General features: G+C 45.3%; 19 protein-coding genes. 14 read left to right on the top strand and 5 right to left on the bottom strand.

Annotated elements, in window-relative coordinates:
- Window positions 1–4 precede the first annotated feature (4 nt).
- From Q0785_RS09850 to Q0785_RS09820, 7 genes are all read left to right on the top strand, one after another.
- Complete coding sequence (locus Q0785_RS09850; protein WP_298829354.1) at window positions 5–1,240, top strand: argininosuccinate synthase; 1,236 nt, start codon at window positions 5–7, stop codon at window positions 1,238–1,240.
- Window positions 1,237–2,610, top strand: coding sequence for an argininosuccinate lyase (argH, locus tag Q0785_RS09845; RefSeq protein ID WP_298829214.1), 1,374 nt, complete (start codon window positions 1,237–1,239; stop codon window positions 2,608–2,610). The genes Q0785_RS09850 and argH overlap by 4 nt, the downstream gene beginning before the upstream one ends.
- 348 nt (window positions 2,611–2,958) lie before the next feature.
- Window positions 2,959–4,713 carry an ABC transporter transmembrane domain-containing protein gene (locus Q0785_RS09840; RefSeq protein ID WP_298829212.1) on the top strand — a complete coding sequence of 585 codons (1,755 nt, stop codon included), beginning with the start codon at window positions 2,959–2,961 and terminating at the stop codon, window positions 4,711–4,713.
- Window positions 4,713–6,497 (top strand): ABC transporter transmembrane domain-containing protein, encoded by a 1,785-nt coding sequence (locus Q0785_RS09835; protein ID WP_298829210.1) that lies wholly within the window; start codon window positions 4,713–4,715, stop codon window positions 6,495–6,497. Before Q0785_RS09840 ends, Q0785_RS09835 begins: the two co-directional genes overlap by 1 nt.
- Before the next feature lie 378 nt (window positions 6,498–6,875).
- On the top strand, window positions 6,876–7,586 hold the full coding sequence (locus Q0785_RS09830) for a cytochrome c biogenesis protein CcdA (RefSeq protein WP_298829208.1): 711 nt from the start codon (window positions 6,876–6,878) through the stop codon (window positions 7,584–7,586).
- A 24-nt stretch (window positions 7,587–7,610) separates the two neighbouring features.
- Window positions 7,611–7,934, top strand: a complete 324-nt coding sequence (locus tag Q0785_RS09825) for a thioredoxin family protein (RefSeq protein WP_298829206.1) — start codon at window positions 7,611–7,613, stop codon at window positions 7,932–7,934.
- Window positions 7,927–8,427 carry a cytochrome c biogenesis protein CcdC gene (locus tag Q0785_RS09820; protein ID WP_298829204.1) on the top strand — a complete coding sequence of 167 codons (501 nt, stop codon included), beginning with the start codon at window positions 7,927–7,929 and terminating at the stop codon, window positions 8,425–8,427. Before Q0785_RS09825 ends, Q0785_RS09820 begins: the two co-directional genes overlap by 8 nt.
- Window positions 8,428–8,441: 14 nt before the next feature.
- Here Q0785_RS09820 and Q0785_RS09815 read toward each other — a convergent pair whose 3' ends face one another.
- Window positions 8,442–8,876 carry a DUF2621 domain-containing protein gene (locus tag Q0785_RS09815; protein WP_298829202.1) on the bottom strand — a complete coding sequence of 145 codons (435 nt, stop codon included), beginning with the start codon at window positions 8,874–8,876 and terminating at the stop codon, window positions 8,442–8,444.
- Window positions 8,877–8,995: 119 nt separating this feature from the next.
- Here Q0785_RS09815 and Q0785_RS09810 point away from each other — a divergent pair, with 119 nt between their 5' ends.
- The 4 genes from Q0785_RS09810 to Q0785_RS09795 all read left to right on the top strand — a co-directional run bounded on the left by Q0785_RS09810 (window position 8,996) and on the right by Q0785_RS09795 (window position 10,293).
- The gene (locus Q0785_RS09810; protein ID WP_223639232.1) at window positions 8,996–9,214 is read left to right on the top strand and encodes a DUF1659 domain-containing protein; all 219 of its coding nucleotides are present in this window, start codon (window positions 8,996–8,998) and stop codon (window positions 9,212–9,214) included.
- Between the two features lie 22 nt (window positions 9,215–9,236).
- Entirely contained in the window at window positions 9,237–9,452 is a 216-nt protein-coding gene (locus Q0785_RS09805) for a DUF2922 domain-containing protein (RefSeq protein ID WP_298829199.1), read from the top strand.
- A 56-nt stretch (window positions 9,453–9,508) separates the two neighbouring features.
- Complete coding sequence (locus tag Q0785_RS09800) at window positions 9,509–9,637, top strand: YvrJ family protein (protein ID WP_142827916.1); 129 nt, start codon at window positions 9,509–9,511, stop codon at window positions 9,635–9,637.
- Window positions 9,638–9,732: 95 nt separating this feature from the next.
- Window positions 9,733–10,293 carry an SCO family protein gene (locus Q0785_RS09795; protein WP_298829191.1) on the top strand — a complete coding sequence of 187 codons (561 nt, stop codon included), beginning with the start codon at window positions 9,733–9,735 and terminating at the stop codon, window positions 10,291–10,293.
- Window positions 10,294–10,304: 11 nt separating this feature from the next.
- On the opposite strand, the gene mscL is transcribed toward Q0785_RS09795, so the two are convergent.
- The gene (gene mscL, locus Q0785_RS09790) at window positions 10,305–10,694 is read right to left on the bottom strand and encodes a large conductance mechanosensitive channel protein MscL (RefSeq protein WP_223639223.1); all 390 of its coding nucleotides are present in this window, start codon (window positions 10,692–10,694) and stop codon (window positions 10,305–10,307) included.
- A gap of 154 nt (window positions 10,695–10,848) precedes the next feature.
- On the opposite strand from mscL, the gene Q0785_RS09785 reads away from it, so the two are divergent.
- Window positions 10,849–11,487: a lytic transglycosylase domain-containing protein gene (locus tag Q0785_RS09785; RefSeq protein WP_298829188.1), complete on the top strand. Its 639-nt coding sequence runs from the start codon at window positions 10,849–10,851 to the stop codon at window positions 11,485–11,487.
- 39 nt (window positions 11,488–11,526) lie between these two features.
- Here the strand turns inward: Q0785_RS09785 and Q0785_RS09780 are convergent, their stop codons facing one another.
- The 3 genes from Q0785_RS09780 to Q0785_RS09770 form a co-directional block, all read right to left on the bottom strand.
- Window positions 11,527–11,787 (bottom strand): GlsB/YeaQ/YmgE family stress response membrane protein, encoded by a 261-nt coding sequence (locus Q0785_RS09780; RefSeq protein WP_298829186.1) that lies wholly within the window; start codon window positions 11,785–11,787, stop codon window positions 11,527–11,529.
- Window positions 11,788–11,879: 92 nt separating this feature from the next.
- Complete coding sequence (locus Q0785_RS09775; RefSeq protein ID WP_298829184.1) at window positions 11,880–12,422, bottom strand: isochorismatase family cysteine hydrolase; 543 nt, start codon at window positions 12,420–12,422, stop codon at window positions 11,880–11,882.
- Between the two features lie 279 nt (window positions 12,423–12,701).
- Entirely contained in the window at window positions 12,702–13,562 is an 861-nt protein-coding gene (locus tag Q0785_RS09770; RefSeq protein ID WP_298829181.1) for a site-specific integrase, read from the bottom strand.
- 224 nt (window positions 13,563–13,786) lie between these two features.
- Here Q0785_RS09770 and Q0785_RS09765 point away from each other — a divergent pair, with 224 nt between their 5' ends.
- The gene (locus Q0785_RS09765; RefSeq protein WP_298829179.1) at window positions 13,787–14,278 is read left to right on the top strand and encodes a DinB family protein; all 492 of its coding nucleotides are present in this window, start codon (window positions 13,787–13,789) and stop codon (window positions 14,276–14,278) included.
- 141 nt (window positions 14,279–14,419) lie between these two features.
- Window positions 14,420–17,134, top strand: coding sequence for an aconitate hydratase AcnA (gene acnA / locus Q0785_RS09760; protein ID WP_298829177.1), 2,715 nt, complete (start codon window positions 14,420–14,422; stop codon window positions 17,132–17,134).
- Window positions 17,135–17,174: the final 40 nt, after the last annotated feature.

The following is a 17,174-nucleotide window of genomic DNA, read 5'->3' as shown; positions in this document are numbered from 1 at the left end:
TTTCATATTGAATAAAAAGATTGTACTCGCATACTCAGGTGGATTAGATACATCGGTGGCCATTCCGTGGCTGAAAGGACAAGGCTACGACGTCGTTGCTGTATGCCTGGATATCGGGGAAGGCAAGGATTTGGACTTCATCAAACAAAAAGCGCTTCAAGTTGGAGCGGTTGAAAGTTATATGATCGATGCAAGAGACGAATTTGCGGATGAATATGCATTGATTTCACTGCAGGCCCATACTTTATATGAAGGCAAATATCCATTGGTATCAGCCTTGTCTCGTCCATTGATTTCGAAAAAACTGGTTGAAATCGCTGAAGCGACCAACTCTACTGCTGTAGCACACGGCTGCACAGGTAAAGGGAATGACCAGGTGCGTTTTGAAGTTTCCATCAAATCATTGAATCCGAACCTTGAAGTGGTAGCGCCGGTGCGTGCTTGGGCATGGTCACGTGATGAGGAAATCGCTTATGCGAAAGAACATAATATTCCAATTCCTGTGAATTTGGACAGCCCGTTCTCCATCGACCAAAACTTATGGGGCCGTGCAAACGAGTGTGGCGTTCTGGAAGATCCTTGGGCAACACCACCAGAAGAAGCATATGATATTACGGCTGCGCTTGAAGACACTCCGAATACTCCGGATATTGTTGAAATCGAGTTCGTCAATGGCGTTCCAACTCAATTGAATGGTGTTTCGTACTCATTCTCTAAATTGATCCTTGAATTGAATGAAATCGCCGGCAAACACGGTGTGGGAAGAATTGACCATATCGAAAACAGACTGGTCGGCATCAAATCACGTGAAATCTATGAAGCTCCTGCAGCAATGACATTGATTGCAGCGCATAAAGAATTGGAAGACATCACTTTGGTTAAAGAAATGGCCCATTTCAAGCCGGTCATCGAAAAGAAATTGACAGAATTGATCTATGAAGGTCTTTGGTTCTCACCATTGCGTGTAGCACTGGAAGCATTCTTGAAAGAAACACAGGCTTTCGTCAACGGAACCGTACGTGTAAAACTGTTTAAAGGCCATGCTATCATCGAAGGCCGTAAGTCACCAAACTCACTTTACAGCGAGCAATTGGCTACTTATTCTACAGACGATACATTCAACCACGAATCTGCAGTCGGCTTTATCGAATTATGGGGCCTTCCGACAGTCGTCAACTCAATGGTCAACAAGAAAGAAGTTGCAGTTCCAGAAGACTTGAAAGAGAAGGTGAAATCATGACCAAACTGTGGGGCGGCCGTTTTCAAAAATCGGCCGAACAGTGGGTCGATGAGTTCGGCGCTTCAATTTCCTACGATCAAAAATTAGTGATGGAGGATCTGGAAGGCAGCTCAGCGCATGTAAAAATGCTGGCGGCCTGCCAGATTCTTTCTGAAGAAGATGCAGAGCTGATCCTATCCGGTCTTGCGACGCTGAAACAAAAAGCACAAGATGGCGATTTGGAATTCAGTGTATCGAATGAAGACATCCACTTAAACTTGGAAAAACATTTAATCGATGAAATTGGTCCCGTCGGCGGCAAACTGCATACAGCCAGAAGCCGTAATGACCAGGTAGCGACCGATATGCACCTTTATCTGAAAAACCGTGTCCAGGAGATCATCGAAGCCATCACGGCTTTCCAGGACGCCATCGTGACACAGGCGGAATCGCATGTGGAAACGATTGTTCCCGGCTATACGCATCTGCAGCGTGCCCAGCCGATTTCATTCGGCCATCATTTGATGACGTATTTCTGGATGCTGCAGCGCGACAAGGAACGATTGACGGAATCGGTAAAACGCATCGATATCTCCCCGCTTGGAGCGGGAGCGATGTCGGGTACGACCTTTCCGATCGACCGTGAAATGTCAGCTCAGCTGTTAGGCTTTTCAAGTGTCTATCAAAATAGCCTGGATGCTGTCAGCGACCGTGATTTCATCCTTGAATTTCTCAGCAATTCGTCCATGTTGATGATGCACCTTTCCCGTTTTGCCGAAGAAATCATCCTTTGGTCGAGCGAAGAGTTCCGTTTCATCGAACTGGATGATACCTTTTCAACTGGTTCAAGCATCATGCCGCAGAAAAAAAATCCGGATATGGCAGAATTGATCCGCGGCAAGACCGGACGTGTCTATGGCAATCTATTCGGCTTGCTAACGACATTGAAAGGCCTTCCGTTGGCCTACAATAAGGATATGCAGGAAGACAAGGAAGGCATGTTCGATACGGTCCATACATTGATGGGCTCCTTGCCGATCTTCGAAGGTATGATCCGCACCATGAATGTCCGCACAGATTCCATGGAAAAAGCCGTACATTCGGATTTCTCCAATGCGACGGAATTAGCGGATTACCTGGCTGCCAAAGGCATGCCATTCCGCGAGGCGCACGATGTAACTGGGAAGCTGGTGTTCACCTGCATCCAACGCGGTTATTTCCTGAAAGACTTACCACTCGCTGATTTGAAGGAAGCGAGTCCGCTGATCGATGAAGACATATACACTACGTTGATGCCGAGAACGGCAGTAGAGAGAAGAAACTCACTGGGCGGCACAGGTTTTGAACAAGTACATCATCAATTGGGACTTGCCAAGCAACTCATCGGGTAAAAAGTCCATCTCTATAAAGCCGCCAGCGATTGGTACCCGCTATCGGTCAATAAAAACCAATTTTCCTAGTCCCCTATGGAAAATTGGTTTTTATTTTTGTCTTTTTTTTTGAGAATGAGACCGCAGCGGTGATTCTGAATTTACGCTTTATAGCGACTTCAGCTGCAAGACTGATTTATTTTACAAATCGAACTATTGTCTTTCCAATAGTTGGCAGGTTTTGCTAAAATAAATTGAGATGAATCGGCCTGGACAGCGTAAGACGAATAGATTTATCATTTTGTAACTCACACCTGGAGTACGAAGGGCATGACGGCAAAAACTTAAAACAGCAAGGGGTAAGATGCAATGCGTGTATTTTGGGAGTTGGGCTGGTTTTTCAAAGAACGGAAAAAGCAATATGCCATAGGGATTTTTTTATTGCTCATTGTGGCATTTTTAGGGGTTTTGCCTCCGCGCATCATCGGTTTTGTGGTCGACCGCATCAGCCAGGGGACTCTGACGCCGGCGTATCTGCTGCAATGGCTGGGAATTCTGGCCGGAGCGGCTTTGGCGATGTATGTCCTCAGATACATGTGGCGGCTGCTGATATTCGGTTCGTCCATTATTTTGGCGCGGAACTTGAGAGAGCGGCTGTTTCAGCATTTCACCCAAATGTCCCCGGCTTTCTATCAAAAACGGCGTGTCGGTGATTTGATGGCCCATGCGACCAATGATCTGCAGGCAGTTCAGCAAACGGCCGGGGCAGGTGTATTGACGTTGGTCGATTCGATTGCGACGGGAGGATTTGTCATCGCAGCCATGGCCATCACCATCGATTGGAAATTGACGTTGATCGTGCTGTTGCCGATGCCCTTGATGGCTTTTATGACCAATTATTACGGGAAATTGATGCACCAGCGTTTTCATGGAGCACAGCAGGCTTTTTCCGGACTGAACGACAAGACGCAGGAAAGCATTTCAGGTATGAAAGTCATTAAGACGTTCGGCCAGCAAGAGCAGGATATTGAAGATTTCACAAAGCTTTCAGAACATGTTGTCGACGAAAATATCCGGGTGGCGCGCGTCGATTCGCTGTTTGATCCGACGATTTCCGCAATCATCGGCATCTGCTATTTCCTGACCATCAGCTTCGGGTCTTATTTTGTGGTGAACGGCGACATGACCATCGGCGATCTGGTCGCTTTTACTGCCTATCTCGGTCTTTTGGTATGGCCGATGCTGGCGTTCGGCTGGCTCTTCAATATCGTGGAACGCGGGCGGGCTTCCTATGACCGCATCCGTGCCCTATTGGCGGAACCGATTGACATCGATGACCGTGAAGATGCCATCGATGAGGATCCGGCTGGAGATCTTCTCTTTTCGTTGGAGCAATTCAAATTTACAGGTGATGATCGGGCTGCGCTCCAGAATGTTCATTTTACGCTCAGACGGGGTGAAACATTGGGGATTGCCGGCAAGACGGGTTCTGGAAAATCAACTATACTGCGTTTGCTGCTGCGCGAGTTCGAAAACTATAGAGGGTCCATTTTATTTGGCGGCAATTCCATCGATGCCTATAAAAAGCAGCGTTTACGGCAGGCGATCGGCTATGTGCCTCAGGATCATTTTTTGTTTTCAACAAGCATTGCCGGCAATATCGCCTTTGCACGGCCGGATGCACAACTGCATGAAGTCGAGCATGCGGCTCTATTGGCACACATCCACGAAGACATCAGCAACTTTACTGAAGGCTATGCCACGGTGGTCGGAGAGCGCGGCGTATCGTTGTCCGGCGGGCAGAAGCAGCGGATTTCGATAGCGCGGGCGTTGATGACAGATCCTGAATTGCTGATTTTGGATGATTCTTTGTCGGCTGTGGATGCCAAGACGGAAGAAGCGATACTGAAATCATTGAAACAGGCGCGGGCAGGGAAATCCACCATCATCACCTCGCACCGGCTAAGTGCCATTCAGCATGCGCATCAGATACTGGTGATGGATGAGGGGACGGTTGCGGAAATCGGTTCTCATGAAGAACTGATGCGGAAAAAAGGACGTTATTACGAAATGTATGAACTGCAACAATTGGAAGCGCTTGTCGAACAAGGAGGCGAGGTGTAATGCTGGCCAAAGAAACCGAAAAACAACAGGAGCTGACCGGCCGGGATCAATGGATCGTCTTCAAGCGCCTATTGAAATACTTGGCACCGCATAAAAAAATGCTGGCATTGGCTATGGGGCTGCTGATTTTGACTGTACTCGGGGATGTACTGGGGCCATTGCTCATAAAAATTTTCATCGATGACTACCTGACTCCGGGAACCTTTCCGACTGGACCGATTGTTGGATTAGCAGCGGCTTACTTGTTCATTCAAGCTTCCAATGTCATCATCAGCTATTTTCAGATGCTGAAATTCCAGGTAGCTGCACTGAAGATCATCCAGCAGCTGCGGATCGATGTTTTTACAAAAGTGCACGGACTCGGCATGCGTTATTTCGACAAAACCCCTGCAGGAGGCATCGTGTCGCGAGTCACCAATGACACGGAAGCGATCAAGGAAATGTTCGTCACCGTACTGATCGGCTTTATCCAAAGTGCATTCCTGATTGTCGGCGTCTATATCGCCATGTTCTTCCTGAATGTCCGACTGGCGCTCATCACATTGGCTCTGCTTCCGATTCTTGGGTGGATTATCTATATTTACCGTAAATACAGCTCAGCATTTTATCAGGATCTGCGGGAGCGCCTGGGACAGCTGAATGCCAAATTATCCGAATCGGTCCAAGGGATGGGCATGATTCAGGCTTTCGGCCAGGAAACGCGCCTCAAGGATGAGTTCAATGAAATCAATGATAAGCATTGGCAGGCGGGCAAACGCAATATCAAAATCGACGGCCTGCTGTTGCGTCCGGCAATCGATCTTGTCTATGCATTGGCGCTGATCATGCTGCTGAGCTATTTCGGCATCACTTCGTTTTCGAACACCGTTGAAGTCGGCGTCATTTATGCATTCGTCACTTATATCGACCGCTTTTTTGAACCTATCAATCAAGTGATGCAGCGGCTGTCAATATTTCAACAGGCCATTGTCGCGGCATCACGCGTTTTCCTGCTATTGGATGAACAGGAGAAAACTCCAAGGCAGGCTGAGGTGGCGGAAGGGATCAAAGAAGGAAAAATCGAGTTCAGGGACGTCAGTTTTTCCTATGACGGGCATGCTGATGTTCTGAAGAATATATCTTTTACGGCTTTGCCTGGACAGACTGTCGCACTTGTTGGACACACCGGCAGCGGAAAAAGCTCCATCATCAACTTATTGATGCGCTTCTATGAATTCAGCAAAGGCGAAATCCTGATAGATGACGTTTCAGTGAAGCACTATCAAACTGACGAATTGCGCAGGAAAATGGGATTGGTGCTGCAGGATCCATTCCTGTTTTATGGAACGATCGAAAGCAATATCCGGCTTTACGATCAGTCGATTACGGAATCGGAAGTCCGGGAAGCAGCGGAATTTGTCCAAGCAAACCGTTTCATCGAAGCTTTGCCGGAAGGCTACAGCCAGAAAGTCACTGAGCGCGGATCGACTTTTTCAAGTGGACAGCGCCAATTGGTGGCATTCGCTCGGACGATGGCAACGGATCCGAAGATTTTGGTGCTCGATGAGGCAACGGCGAACATCGATACAGAAACGGAAGTGGCGATCCAGGAGAGCCTCGAACGTATGCGGCGCGGACGGACGACCATTGCGATTGCACACAGGCTCAGCACCATTCAAGATGCTGAACTGATACTTGTCCTGCATCATGGCGAGATTGTAGAGCAGGGGACTCACCAACAATTGCTTCAGCAGCGAGGATTATACCATAAAATGTATCTACTGCAGAACGGCATAGTGGAATAAAATCAATGAACGGCTCCGGCCGTTCTTTTTTTGCGGGAAAAGAAATTTAAGTGAAGTAAAATGCTTGTTTTTACTTACTATGTAGTAAATTACAAAAGGTTTTTCTGAAAAAACCAAAACCGTCAACAAGAAAAAAATCAATAAAATTGAAAACGATAAAAAGTAAAGAGAGAGTTTTGAAGCAGTCAGTTAGGCATGACAATTACTGGAGAGTATAGAAGGGGATTATGGAGCAGCAAAAAAGTAGAAATCCGACGATCCAGTCAGCTCTGAAATCAATTGGCTGTTATTTTGTCCACAAAGATTTCACAGACGCAGAGGCAGTGTTTTCAATGGAAATTTGGTAAGATGGGAAGAGCACAGGAAGGAGAATACCCAGTGGGATCTGATATTAATTTATTTTTAGCCTTTGGAGCGGGCTTTTTAAGTTTTATTTCGCCATGTACGCTGCCTTTGTATCCTGCATTTTTATCTTATATAACAGGCATGACCATGGATGAGATCAAGAACGATAAAAAAGTCATGCAACGACGGGGCATGTTCCATACGCTATTTTTCTTATTAGGATTTTCAACTATATTTATCGCACTCGGTTTCAGTACGTCGTTCTTCTATGAGTGGTTTATCCGCTATGATGAATTGATCCGCCAAGTGGGGGCGATTTTTATTGTGTTATTCGGATTGATGATTGTTGGGGTCTTCTCACCTAAATTACTGATGCAGGACCGTAAGTTCTCGTTCAAGAACCGACCTTCGGGCTTTTTAGGGACATTCATCATCGGATTGGCGTTTGCAGCTGGCTGGACACCTTGTACTGGTCCGATTACTGCCGCAATTTATGCTCTTGCTGCGACCAACCCGGGATCAGGTGTCTGGTATATGCTGGCCTATGTACTCGGTTTCGCCATTCCATTTTTCGTTCTGTCATTCTTCGTAACACGGATGGGTTGGCTGCGCAAGCATAACCGCAAGATCATGAATATCGGCGGTTATGTTATGATTGGAGTCGGCATCTTGCTGTTTTTCGATGGCATGACATATTTAATCAGGGTCCTGAGCCCGTTCTTCGGCGATTTTCAAGGATTTTAAAATGATAGCAAGTAGGTGACAAAGATGGAAACCATTTCAGCGATAGAAGAATACCAAGCTAAAATTGGTCAAGAGCAGTCGTTTCTGCTTTTTGTCAAAACGGCTAACTGCTCAGTCTGTGAAGGTTTGCGTCCTCAGATCGAAGCATTCGAAACTGACTACAAACTGCCATTCCACTTGGTCAATGCCGCAGAGGTACCAGAACTGGCAGGCCAGCTGATGCTGTTTACAGCACCTGTTGTCCTCTTGTTCCGGCAAGGACAGGAAATCCATCGATTTGCCCGGTTCGTACCAATCGAAGAGTTGCGCCGCAGATTGGATGAGCTGGAGGGGAGTTTAAATGCTTGATCAAATCCCTACTGAAGTGTATTTAATCATCACTACCGTTGGTGCATTGGCCATGGGGTTGCTCGCAATGTTCGTCCGTTCGAAATCGGCTAAAAAACCGGCCTCGGTGAAGAAAATCATTCTTCCACCATTTTTTATGTCAACTGGTGCATTGATGTTCATCTTTCCGTTTTTCCGTGTGGCGCCTCTGCAGATTTTTGAAGCATTGGCGGTCGGCATCCTGTTTTCAACTGTTTTGATTTGGACTTCCAAGTTCGAAGTACGTGACGGCGATATTTACTTGAAACAATCGAAAGCATTTGTATTTATTTTGTTCGGGCTCCTGCTGGTTCGCGTAATTGGAAAAGTGGTGTTAAGTTCAAGCATCGATATTGGAGAACTGGGGGGCATGTTCTGGATCCTGGCATTCGGAATGCTTTGGCCATGGCGGCTCACCATGCTGTGGCAATACAAAAAAATTGCATCAAAGGATAAAAGCGCTATTCCCACTTAAGGGAATGGCGCTTTTTACTGTTCGAAATATTGTTCGTACGGATGGACATCGATCTCCATCTCGGCCAATTTTTTTCTCAGGAATTTATGGTCACGCTTCGGTGTTGCCAGGATATAGCCGCGGATGATGTGTTCTAGCTTCATCTTTTTGACTTTTTCTTCAAGCATCACTTGGCCGATTCGGCCAGCTATTTTCTGCTTTGCCACCGGGCGGAATAAATCAGGAACCGGCTGCACCAACTCGTTCAACATCGCTTTCTCTTCATCGCCCCATAAATGAATGGTTTTATCGACGTAATATTCTTCCCAGTTCAAATCCGAAAGACCATCTTCCTTCGGCATGGACTTCAGGAATTTTCTGAACATAAAATATCCTCCAATTGCGAAAAGCCCCACCAGCACGACTACCCAAAATAGGATAAACCACAAAAACCAGCCACTTAGTTCCATATTGTTTCACCTCATTTTTCCATTACTTCTATTATAGAAGGCTTTGAAAAGAAATTCATTAAAAATGTATCTCTTTTTCTCAACTATGTCTATATAGCGAATGAAAGGAGGTGAGAAACATGGCCTTTAGTGAATTTAAGAACGCCAGCATCCGCTGCACATACGACAACGGGTTGGATGCCAACGGCAAAGTGAAACGCAAATTCAAATCGTACCACAACGTCAAAGAAACAGCAGCTGCAGAAGGAATCTTCGAAACGGCAGCCGTATTGACGAACTTCGGAACCAAGACATTGATGGATATCGAGAAACAATCCGCAACGTCGATCTACCAATAATCAGCATAAGGGGGAATAGGGAATGGCTAAAACATTGGAACTGATTTTTACGAATACGGAAGGGAAAGACGTCACGTTGACCGTGGATGAGCCGCGTGCCAATGTTACAGATGCGGAATTGGCAGCTGGAATGCAGACCATCATCGCCCAGGATATCTTCGAGGTGGAAGGTTCGCCGCTCGGTACGATAAAAGGTGCACGAATCGTCGAACGGAATATTGTGGAGTACGAAGTATAAGCAAAAAGCTCTCCTGAGTCGGGAGAGCTTTTTTTAATTAGAAAGGAGTGAAGACAATGGCTGAGTGGATGCAATGGATTCAGGAACTCGGATTCCCCATTTTTGTATCTTTTTATTTGATGCATCGTGTGGAGACGAAATTGGTCGCCATTCATGATGCATTGCTTACATTGAAATTGTCCTGACTTCACAAAATCGTGACAATGGCAGTGGAACGTGTATTGTGCAGATTCTACACTTTCGCTATGATAAGAATGATGAAAGAGTGGAGGCAATTTTTATGAGATATATTTCTTTGTCAGTTTTGCTGAGCTTGGTTCTATTGTTATCGGCATGCGGCAATTCGGCGATAGACGATTTTTCCTTTATAGACCACAGGGGAGAACCGGTTTCTTTAGAGGATCTGGAAGGTACACCTTGGCTCGCAACCTTTGTTTTCACAAATTGCGAAACGGTTTGTCCGCCAATGACGTTCAATTTAAGTGGGATCCAGGAAGAGCTGGAAGCAGAAGGTTTGCAGGACTATAAGATAGTAGCATTCAGTGTGGACCCAAGTGTGGATACACCGGAAACGATGCAGGCGTATTTAGCCCAATATTCGGTGCCGGATGAATCGAAATGGCATTTGCTTACTGGGTATACACAACCGGAGATAGCGGAGTTTGCGAAAGATAATTTCAAATCCTTTGTCCGCAATGATCCTGAAAGCGACCAGGTCATACATGGAACAAGTTTTTATTTAGTGGACCAAGAAGGGGTTGTCGTCAATAATTACGATGGCTTCGAAAATGTTCCAGTGGAAGATATTAAAACTGATTTACGTAATTTGGTTGAAGACTAGTAAAAAACCGGTCATAGACCGGTTTTTTCTTTGCCCAAAAGATCTCTGATTTCGAGAAGGATTTCCTGGGTTTTGTCCAGCACTTCCGGCTCTTCGTCGGCAGGTATGTCTTTTTTGCGTTTCATCTTGGTGAAGATGCGGATAACCATGAAAATCGAGAAAGCAATGATGAAAAAGTCGATAATGGATTGGATAAATAGGCCATAGTTCAAAACAACATCATTGAACGTATAACTCCAATTCTCCACACTGATTCCACCGACCAAAATTCCGACAACCGGCATGATGATATCTTCCACCAAAGAAGAAACCACTTTACCGAAAGCGGCGCCAATGACTACTGCTACAGCAAGGTCAAGGACATTCCCCTTCAACGCGAATTTTTTAAAGTCTTCCCACATATAACTCACCTCCTGTTTTCAACTAGTTAATCATATCATAAGAAATTTAATATAGTAGACGAATTGGGTTTTAGATTGCCGGCTATTCATCAGGAAACGGCAATAAAATAAAGTTTATGCTACACTTAAACAAATAAAAAATAGGTGTGGAGAAATGAAAAAGAAAAAATTACCAATTAGGTGGAAGCGTAAGATTGGTTGCCTGATTCTTTTCGTACCGGCGGCTATAGTAACGATGACAATCGGAATCCTTGTTTTCGCGATGGTCAATTCCGCTTCGGTATTCGATACCATCAAAGAAGCACCCAGCCACTTAGTGGAGCTGGAGGTCCCGGAAGAATACATTCCGCTCTATAAAGAAGCGTCAGATGCCTACAGCATTCCCTGGACTTTACTCGCTGCCCATCACAGGGTTGAAACAAGGTTTTCGAGGATGGATCCATTGTTGTCTCCAGTGGGAGCAGAAGGACATCTTCAGTTTATGCCCTGCACTTTTGTGGGATGGAGCCATCCGACCTGCTCGGGAAAAGGACAAGGGGAAATCAGTGAAGAAGATAAGACAAACCTTGATGTAATTGCCTATTATGGAGGTTATGGAGTCGACGGAAACGGAGATGGCATTGCGGATCCATATAATTTAACGGATGCTTTGTACAGCGCTGCGAATTACCTGTCACAGAACGGTGCCGTTGAAGGGGACTTGGAAAGCGCAATTTTCCAATACAATCACAGTGAAGAGTACGTTGCTGACGTGTTGCATTATTACAATATGTATGAAGAAGAATACAATTGAACGCAAAAAAAAAGAGTGGACATTGTCCACTCTTTTTTATTAGGCTCTACGACCTTTTCTCATAGATCCCATAATCAGGCTAAGAACGAATACAAAGATCAAAGCACCGATTAATGCTGGGATAATAGCTACGCCCCAAACAACTGGACCTAGATCTCCAAGAATCAATCCACCTAACCAAGCACCTACGATACCTGCGATGATGTTACCGATAATGCCGCCAGGTACATCTTTACCAAGAATCATACCCGCGATCCAACCAATGATACCACCCATAATCAAATATAAAATAAAACCCATTTTTTCCAGCTCCTTTTCGAATGTAATGAATAATTGCTACACTCTAGGTATAACCAGAAACAGGACATTTGAAACATAAACAGGCAAAAAAATTATAAAACTCGTGCGCCTAAGGTTGTAGTGAAGTGCCGCAGAGCCCAGTCATGGCCTGCTTGATCAAAGCTGGCAACACCTTTTTCATGGATGAAAATTTTGTATCCTTTGTTGTAGGCATCGACTGCCGTATGCAGTACGCAGATGTCCGTACAGACGCCAACAATGTGCAATTCCTTGATGTTCCGTTCACTCAAAAGCAGCTCCAGGTTGGTGCCGGCAAATGCACTGTACCTCGTTTTATCCATCCAGATGATGTGGTCCGCATTAGCTTTATAGACTTCCGCAAGGCGGCCGTAAAGCTCTCTTCCAGCAGTCCCTCTAATATTATGAGGGGGGAAAAGGTACGCCTCCGGATGGAATGCATTGGTTTTTTCATGCAGATCGACCGGCATTACCACCAGTTCTTTCTCGGTTAGAAATTCTTCTGTCAGTCTGCAAATCGTTTCTTCAATCGCCTGTCCAGGCTTTCCGCAAGTCAGTGCTCCGTCATCCGCAACGAAATCCACTGTGTAATCGACAACCAATAATGCTTTTTTCATGTGATCCACTCCAATTCTTTTCTTGATTATAAACCTAAATCCTTAATTACTGAAAGTAATAATCCTTGCCAAAGGACTAAGTTTTCAGTATAATCAGACTATTATATAGAGAAGGGGTGGTCCTGATGCAATATGAAAACGTAGAGAAATTAGATCGGCAAGCAATGATTTTTGTAGTGATCCATACTTTGCTCATTTTCAATTTTGCTTTGGATTTCGGTTTTTTCTTATGACTGGAAACCAAAAACAGCCTGTCCCGATACTCCGGGACAGGCTGTTTTAATGTGTGCCTCTTTTTAGGCGAACCAGGGAATCCTTAAGGATACGTGATGCCGAGTCGAGCGAAACACCCAGAATTTCCTGGATTTCCTCGAGGTTCTTGTGCTCAACAGAATAGAGGTAGTGAACATAAGCGAAACGGATATCCCCGGATCGCATCGGCATGCCGACAAAAGAGGAAAGCGCTTCAGTGTAATCAGACAATGATCCCATCTGGAACATTGTGTATTCGTTTTTCACTTTGGACGACAACAAATACGGCGTGCCACGGAATACGGCGCGTTCAATTCCATCAAGCATGACAGGAATCTCCTTGTCCGAAAATTCCAGAAGACATTGATAACCGTCTTTCTTTTCGACCGCCAATGTCAGTTTTCCATCGCGGTCATCAAAATTATCCACATCGATGGCCACCATATCGCGCAGCCGAAGTCCGCGCAAATATAGGATATAAAGGATCTTGGCATTTAATGATAGATGATCCGCCTCCAGTACGGCGTCTTTTTTCTTCAATAGGTCTTCATAGTCCAAATAGATATCGGAAGGTGTCAAATCAAGTTTTTCGCTGAACTTAAACTTTGGCATGAAATCATTGGGAATGCGCCCAATCTGCCACATATAATCAAACCATCTTCTGATATAGATCAGCTTTCGGTTCAAAGTGCTGTCTTTAATGCCGGATGCATGCTGATCCTGCAGGAACTGCTGGATATCGGAGGGGCGGATGTCATGCGGCTCCACCGGTTTTTTATAGGTATGCCGAAGAAAAGCGAAGAGCGAGCGGATCAATTGGACTTCATGGACAACCGTATTCGGACTAATGCCATTGTCCAACCGGAATTTCTCATAACCGTAAGGCATCGTGCGTCACCTCTTCTAAGGAATTTCCTTAAATTATACCATTAATTCAGTCAAATAGAACGTATTTTCCCTTATAGAACAAGGTCGAAGGAAACCTGCGATACTGGCTATTGGTAAGCCGAGGCTACAAGGCAGAATGTGCTGCAATTCATGTATATAATTCGGATAGATTAGGGTATGTTAATAGAGATAGGCAATTAGATGAAATGAAGGTGGATATTGAGATGTTCAAAGAAGATAACGCAAAAATCAGAAACCAGATTCTTCAGGCAGTAGAGGGGTTGAGTGATGAAAAACTGAACCAAAAACCGTCAGCGGAAGAATGGTCGCCAATTCAGATTCTGGATCATCTTCAACTAATGGAAAAAACCATTGCGAAAGGGGTGTCCTACGAGCTCACGAAAGAAGACAGCCACAAAGCGATAAAAAAGCCAATCGCATTGACAGTCAGCCGGTCCTTCAAAGTGAAAGCACCGAAACATGTGGTGCCGACTGAAGAATTCGTTACGCTTGAAGAGATGAAAGAGCGTTTGAATGCTTCCCATAATTTATTGTATGAAGTGTATGCAAGCGCCGGCTCTGAACAACTGAAACAAAAATCGATGGATCATCCGGTGTTTGGAAAAGTGCCGCTCTTTCAATGGTTTCCATTTGTCGGATTGCATGAAAAGCGGCATTTCAAGCAGCTGGAAAAGACATTAAGCAAACTCGATTGATTCGCAGAATAGTCATTCGAAAAACTTATCACAATGTATAATTTTAATGTAATTTACTTATGCTCCCACTTTCGGTATGATGGAAGAGGAGAAAAGCGCTGTCACGAGCCTTTTCAGAAGATTCAAAGGAGGAACACACAAATGGCAAAGAGCAGTTTGCACAACAGCCGCACTTCTTTTGAGCTAAATGGCAAAACGTATAACTATTATCGTTTAGCAGCATTAGAAGAAGCAGGAGTCGCTAAAGTATCACGCCTCCCTTATTCAATTAAAGTTCTATTGGAATCCGTATTGCGTCAGCATGACGGATATGTGATCAAAGACGAGCACGTTGAAGAATTAGCAAAATGGGGCAAAGATGCCAACAAAGAAGCGGAAGTTCCATTCAAGCCTTCACGCGTTATCCTCCAGGATTTCACTGGCGTACCAGTAGTCGTCGATTTGGCTGCACTTCGTTCAGCAATGGCTGAAATGGGTGGAGACCCGAACAAAATCAACCCTGAAATTCCAGTGGATCTTGTAATTGACCACTCTGTACAGGTTGATAACTATGGAACAGAAGATGCGCTTCGCATCAACATGGAACTTGAATTCGATCGTAACGCTGAGCGCTACCAGTTCCTTAGCTGGGCTCAAAAAGCTTATGATAACTACCGTGCGGTTCCACCTGCAACCGGTATCGTTCACCAGGTAAACCTTGAATACTTGGCAAACGTTGTCCATGCAGTTGAAAATGCAGACGGTACATTCGAAACATTCCCTGATACATTGGTCGGTACAGATTCACATACGACAATGATCAACGGAATCGGTGTTCTTGGATGGGGCGTTGGCGGTATCGAAGCTGAAGCTGGCATGCTTGGACAGCCTTCTTATTTCCCAATTCCAGAAGTTATCGGAGTTAAAATGACTGGCGAACTTCCAAACGGTGCAACTGCTACCGATTTGGCGTTAAAAGTCACTCAAACATTGCGTAAAAAAGGCGTAGTTGGTAAATTTGTTGAGTTCTTCGGACCTGGTGTTACAACTTTGCCGCTTGCTGACCGCGCAACAATTGCCAACATGGCTCCAGAATACGGCGCAACTTGCGGATTCTTCCCAGTCGACGACGAAGCACTTGATTACATGCGTTTGACTGCACGTGATGCAGACCAAATTGCTGTAACCAAGAAGTATCTGCAGGAGAACGATATGTTCTTCACTGTTGAAAACGAAGATCCGATCTACACAGACCTTGTGGAAATCGACCTTTCTGAAATCGAACCAAACCTTGCAGGACCGAAACGTCCACAGGATTTGATTCCTTTATCTCAAATGAAACCTGAGTTCAACAAAGCTGTAACTGGCGAAGAAGGACCACACGGTTTTGCACTTGATGCAGCTGAAATCGAAAAAACTGCAACAGTTAACTTCAAAGATGGCAGAAATGTTGATATGAAGACTGGTGCTTTGGCGATTGCAGCAATCACGTCCTGTACAAACACTTCTAACCCATACGTAATGCTTGGTGCTGGATTAGTAGCGAAAAAAGCAGTCGAAAGAGGATTGACTCCACCTGCTTACGTGAAAACTTCATTGGCTCCGGGATCTAAAGTTGTTACGGGTTACTTGAATGATTCTGGTTTGTTGGATTACATGAACCAAATCGGCTTTAACCTAGTCGGCTACGGCTGTACAACATGTATCGGTAACTCTGGTCCATTGCTTCCTGAAATCGAAGAAGCGATTCTGGACAACGATTTACTGGTTTCATCTGTATTGTCAGGTAACCGTAACTTTGAAGGACGCATCCACCCGCTTGTAAAAGCTAACTACTTGGCATCTCCAATGCTGGTTGTTGCTTATGCACTTGCCGGTACAGTGGATATCGACTTCGCAGTTGAGCCGATCGGCACAGACAAAGATGGCAAAGACGTCTTCTTCAAAGACATCTGGCCATCAACTGAAGAAATCAAACAAGTCGTTAAAGACACAGTCACTCCAGAATTGTTCCGCAAAGAATACGAGCACGTATTCAATGAAAACGAAGCATGGAACGCGATTGAAACGAACGACGATTCTTTGTATGAGTTCGATGCAACTTCAACTTATATCCAGAACCCGCCGTTCTTTGAAGGTCTATCAAAAGAGCCGGCTCCGATCCAACCGTTGGCTGACCTTCGCGTAGTTGCGAAATTCGCAGACTCGATCACGACTGACCATATTTCACCAGCTGGTGCCATCGGCAAAGATACGCCAGCAGGACTATACCTTCGTGAAAACGGCGTAGAGCCACGTAACTTCAACTCTTACGGATCTCGTCGCGGTAACCACGAAGTCATGATGCGCGGAACATTCGCCAACATTCGTATCCGTAACCAGGTAGCTCCAGGAACAACTGGCGGTTACACGACTTACTGGCCAACTGGCGAAACAATGGCAATTTACGACGCTGCCATGAAGTATCAGGAACAAGGCACAGGACTTGTTGTCTTGACTGGTAAAGACTACGGCATGGGCTCTTCACGTGACTGGGCTGCTAAAGGTACGTTCCTTCTAGGCATCAAAACAGTCATCGCTGAAAGCTATGAGCGTATTCACCGTTCGAACCTTGTAATGATGGGCGTTCTGCCATTGCAATTCGTCAACGGCGAAAGCGCTGATTCTCTTGGATTGACTGGACACGAAACCATCAGCGTCAACTTGTCTGATGACGTGAAACCACGCGACGTCCTTACTGTTACAGCTACTGCTGAAGACGGTAAAGTGACTGAGTTCAAAGTATTGGCACGTTTCGATTCCGAAGTGGAAGTGGATTATTTCCGCCACGGCGGCATCCTGCAAATGGTGCTGCGCAACAAATTGCTGGAAGTATAAAATCTACACCCAAAAGGCTGCCGGGGGAATTCCCCCGGCA

The organism is uncultured Planococcus sp. (genome assembly GCF_947501725.1).
Classification (GTDB): Bacteria; Bacillota; Bacilli; order Bacillales_A; family Planococcaceae; genus Planococcus; species Planococcus donghaensis_C.
This window is presented reverse-complemented; position numbering and strand designations above follow the sequence as displayed.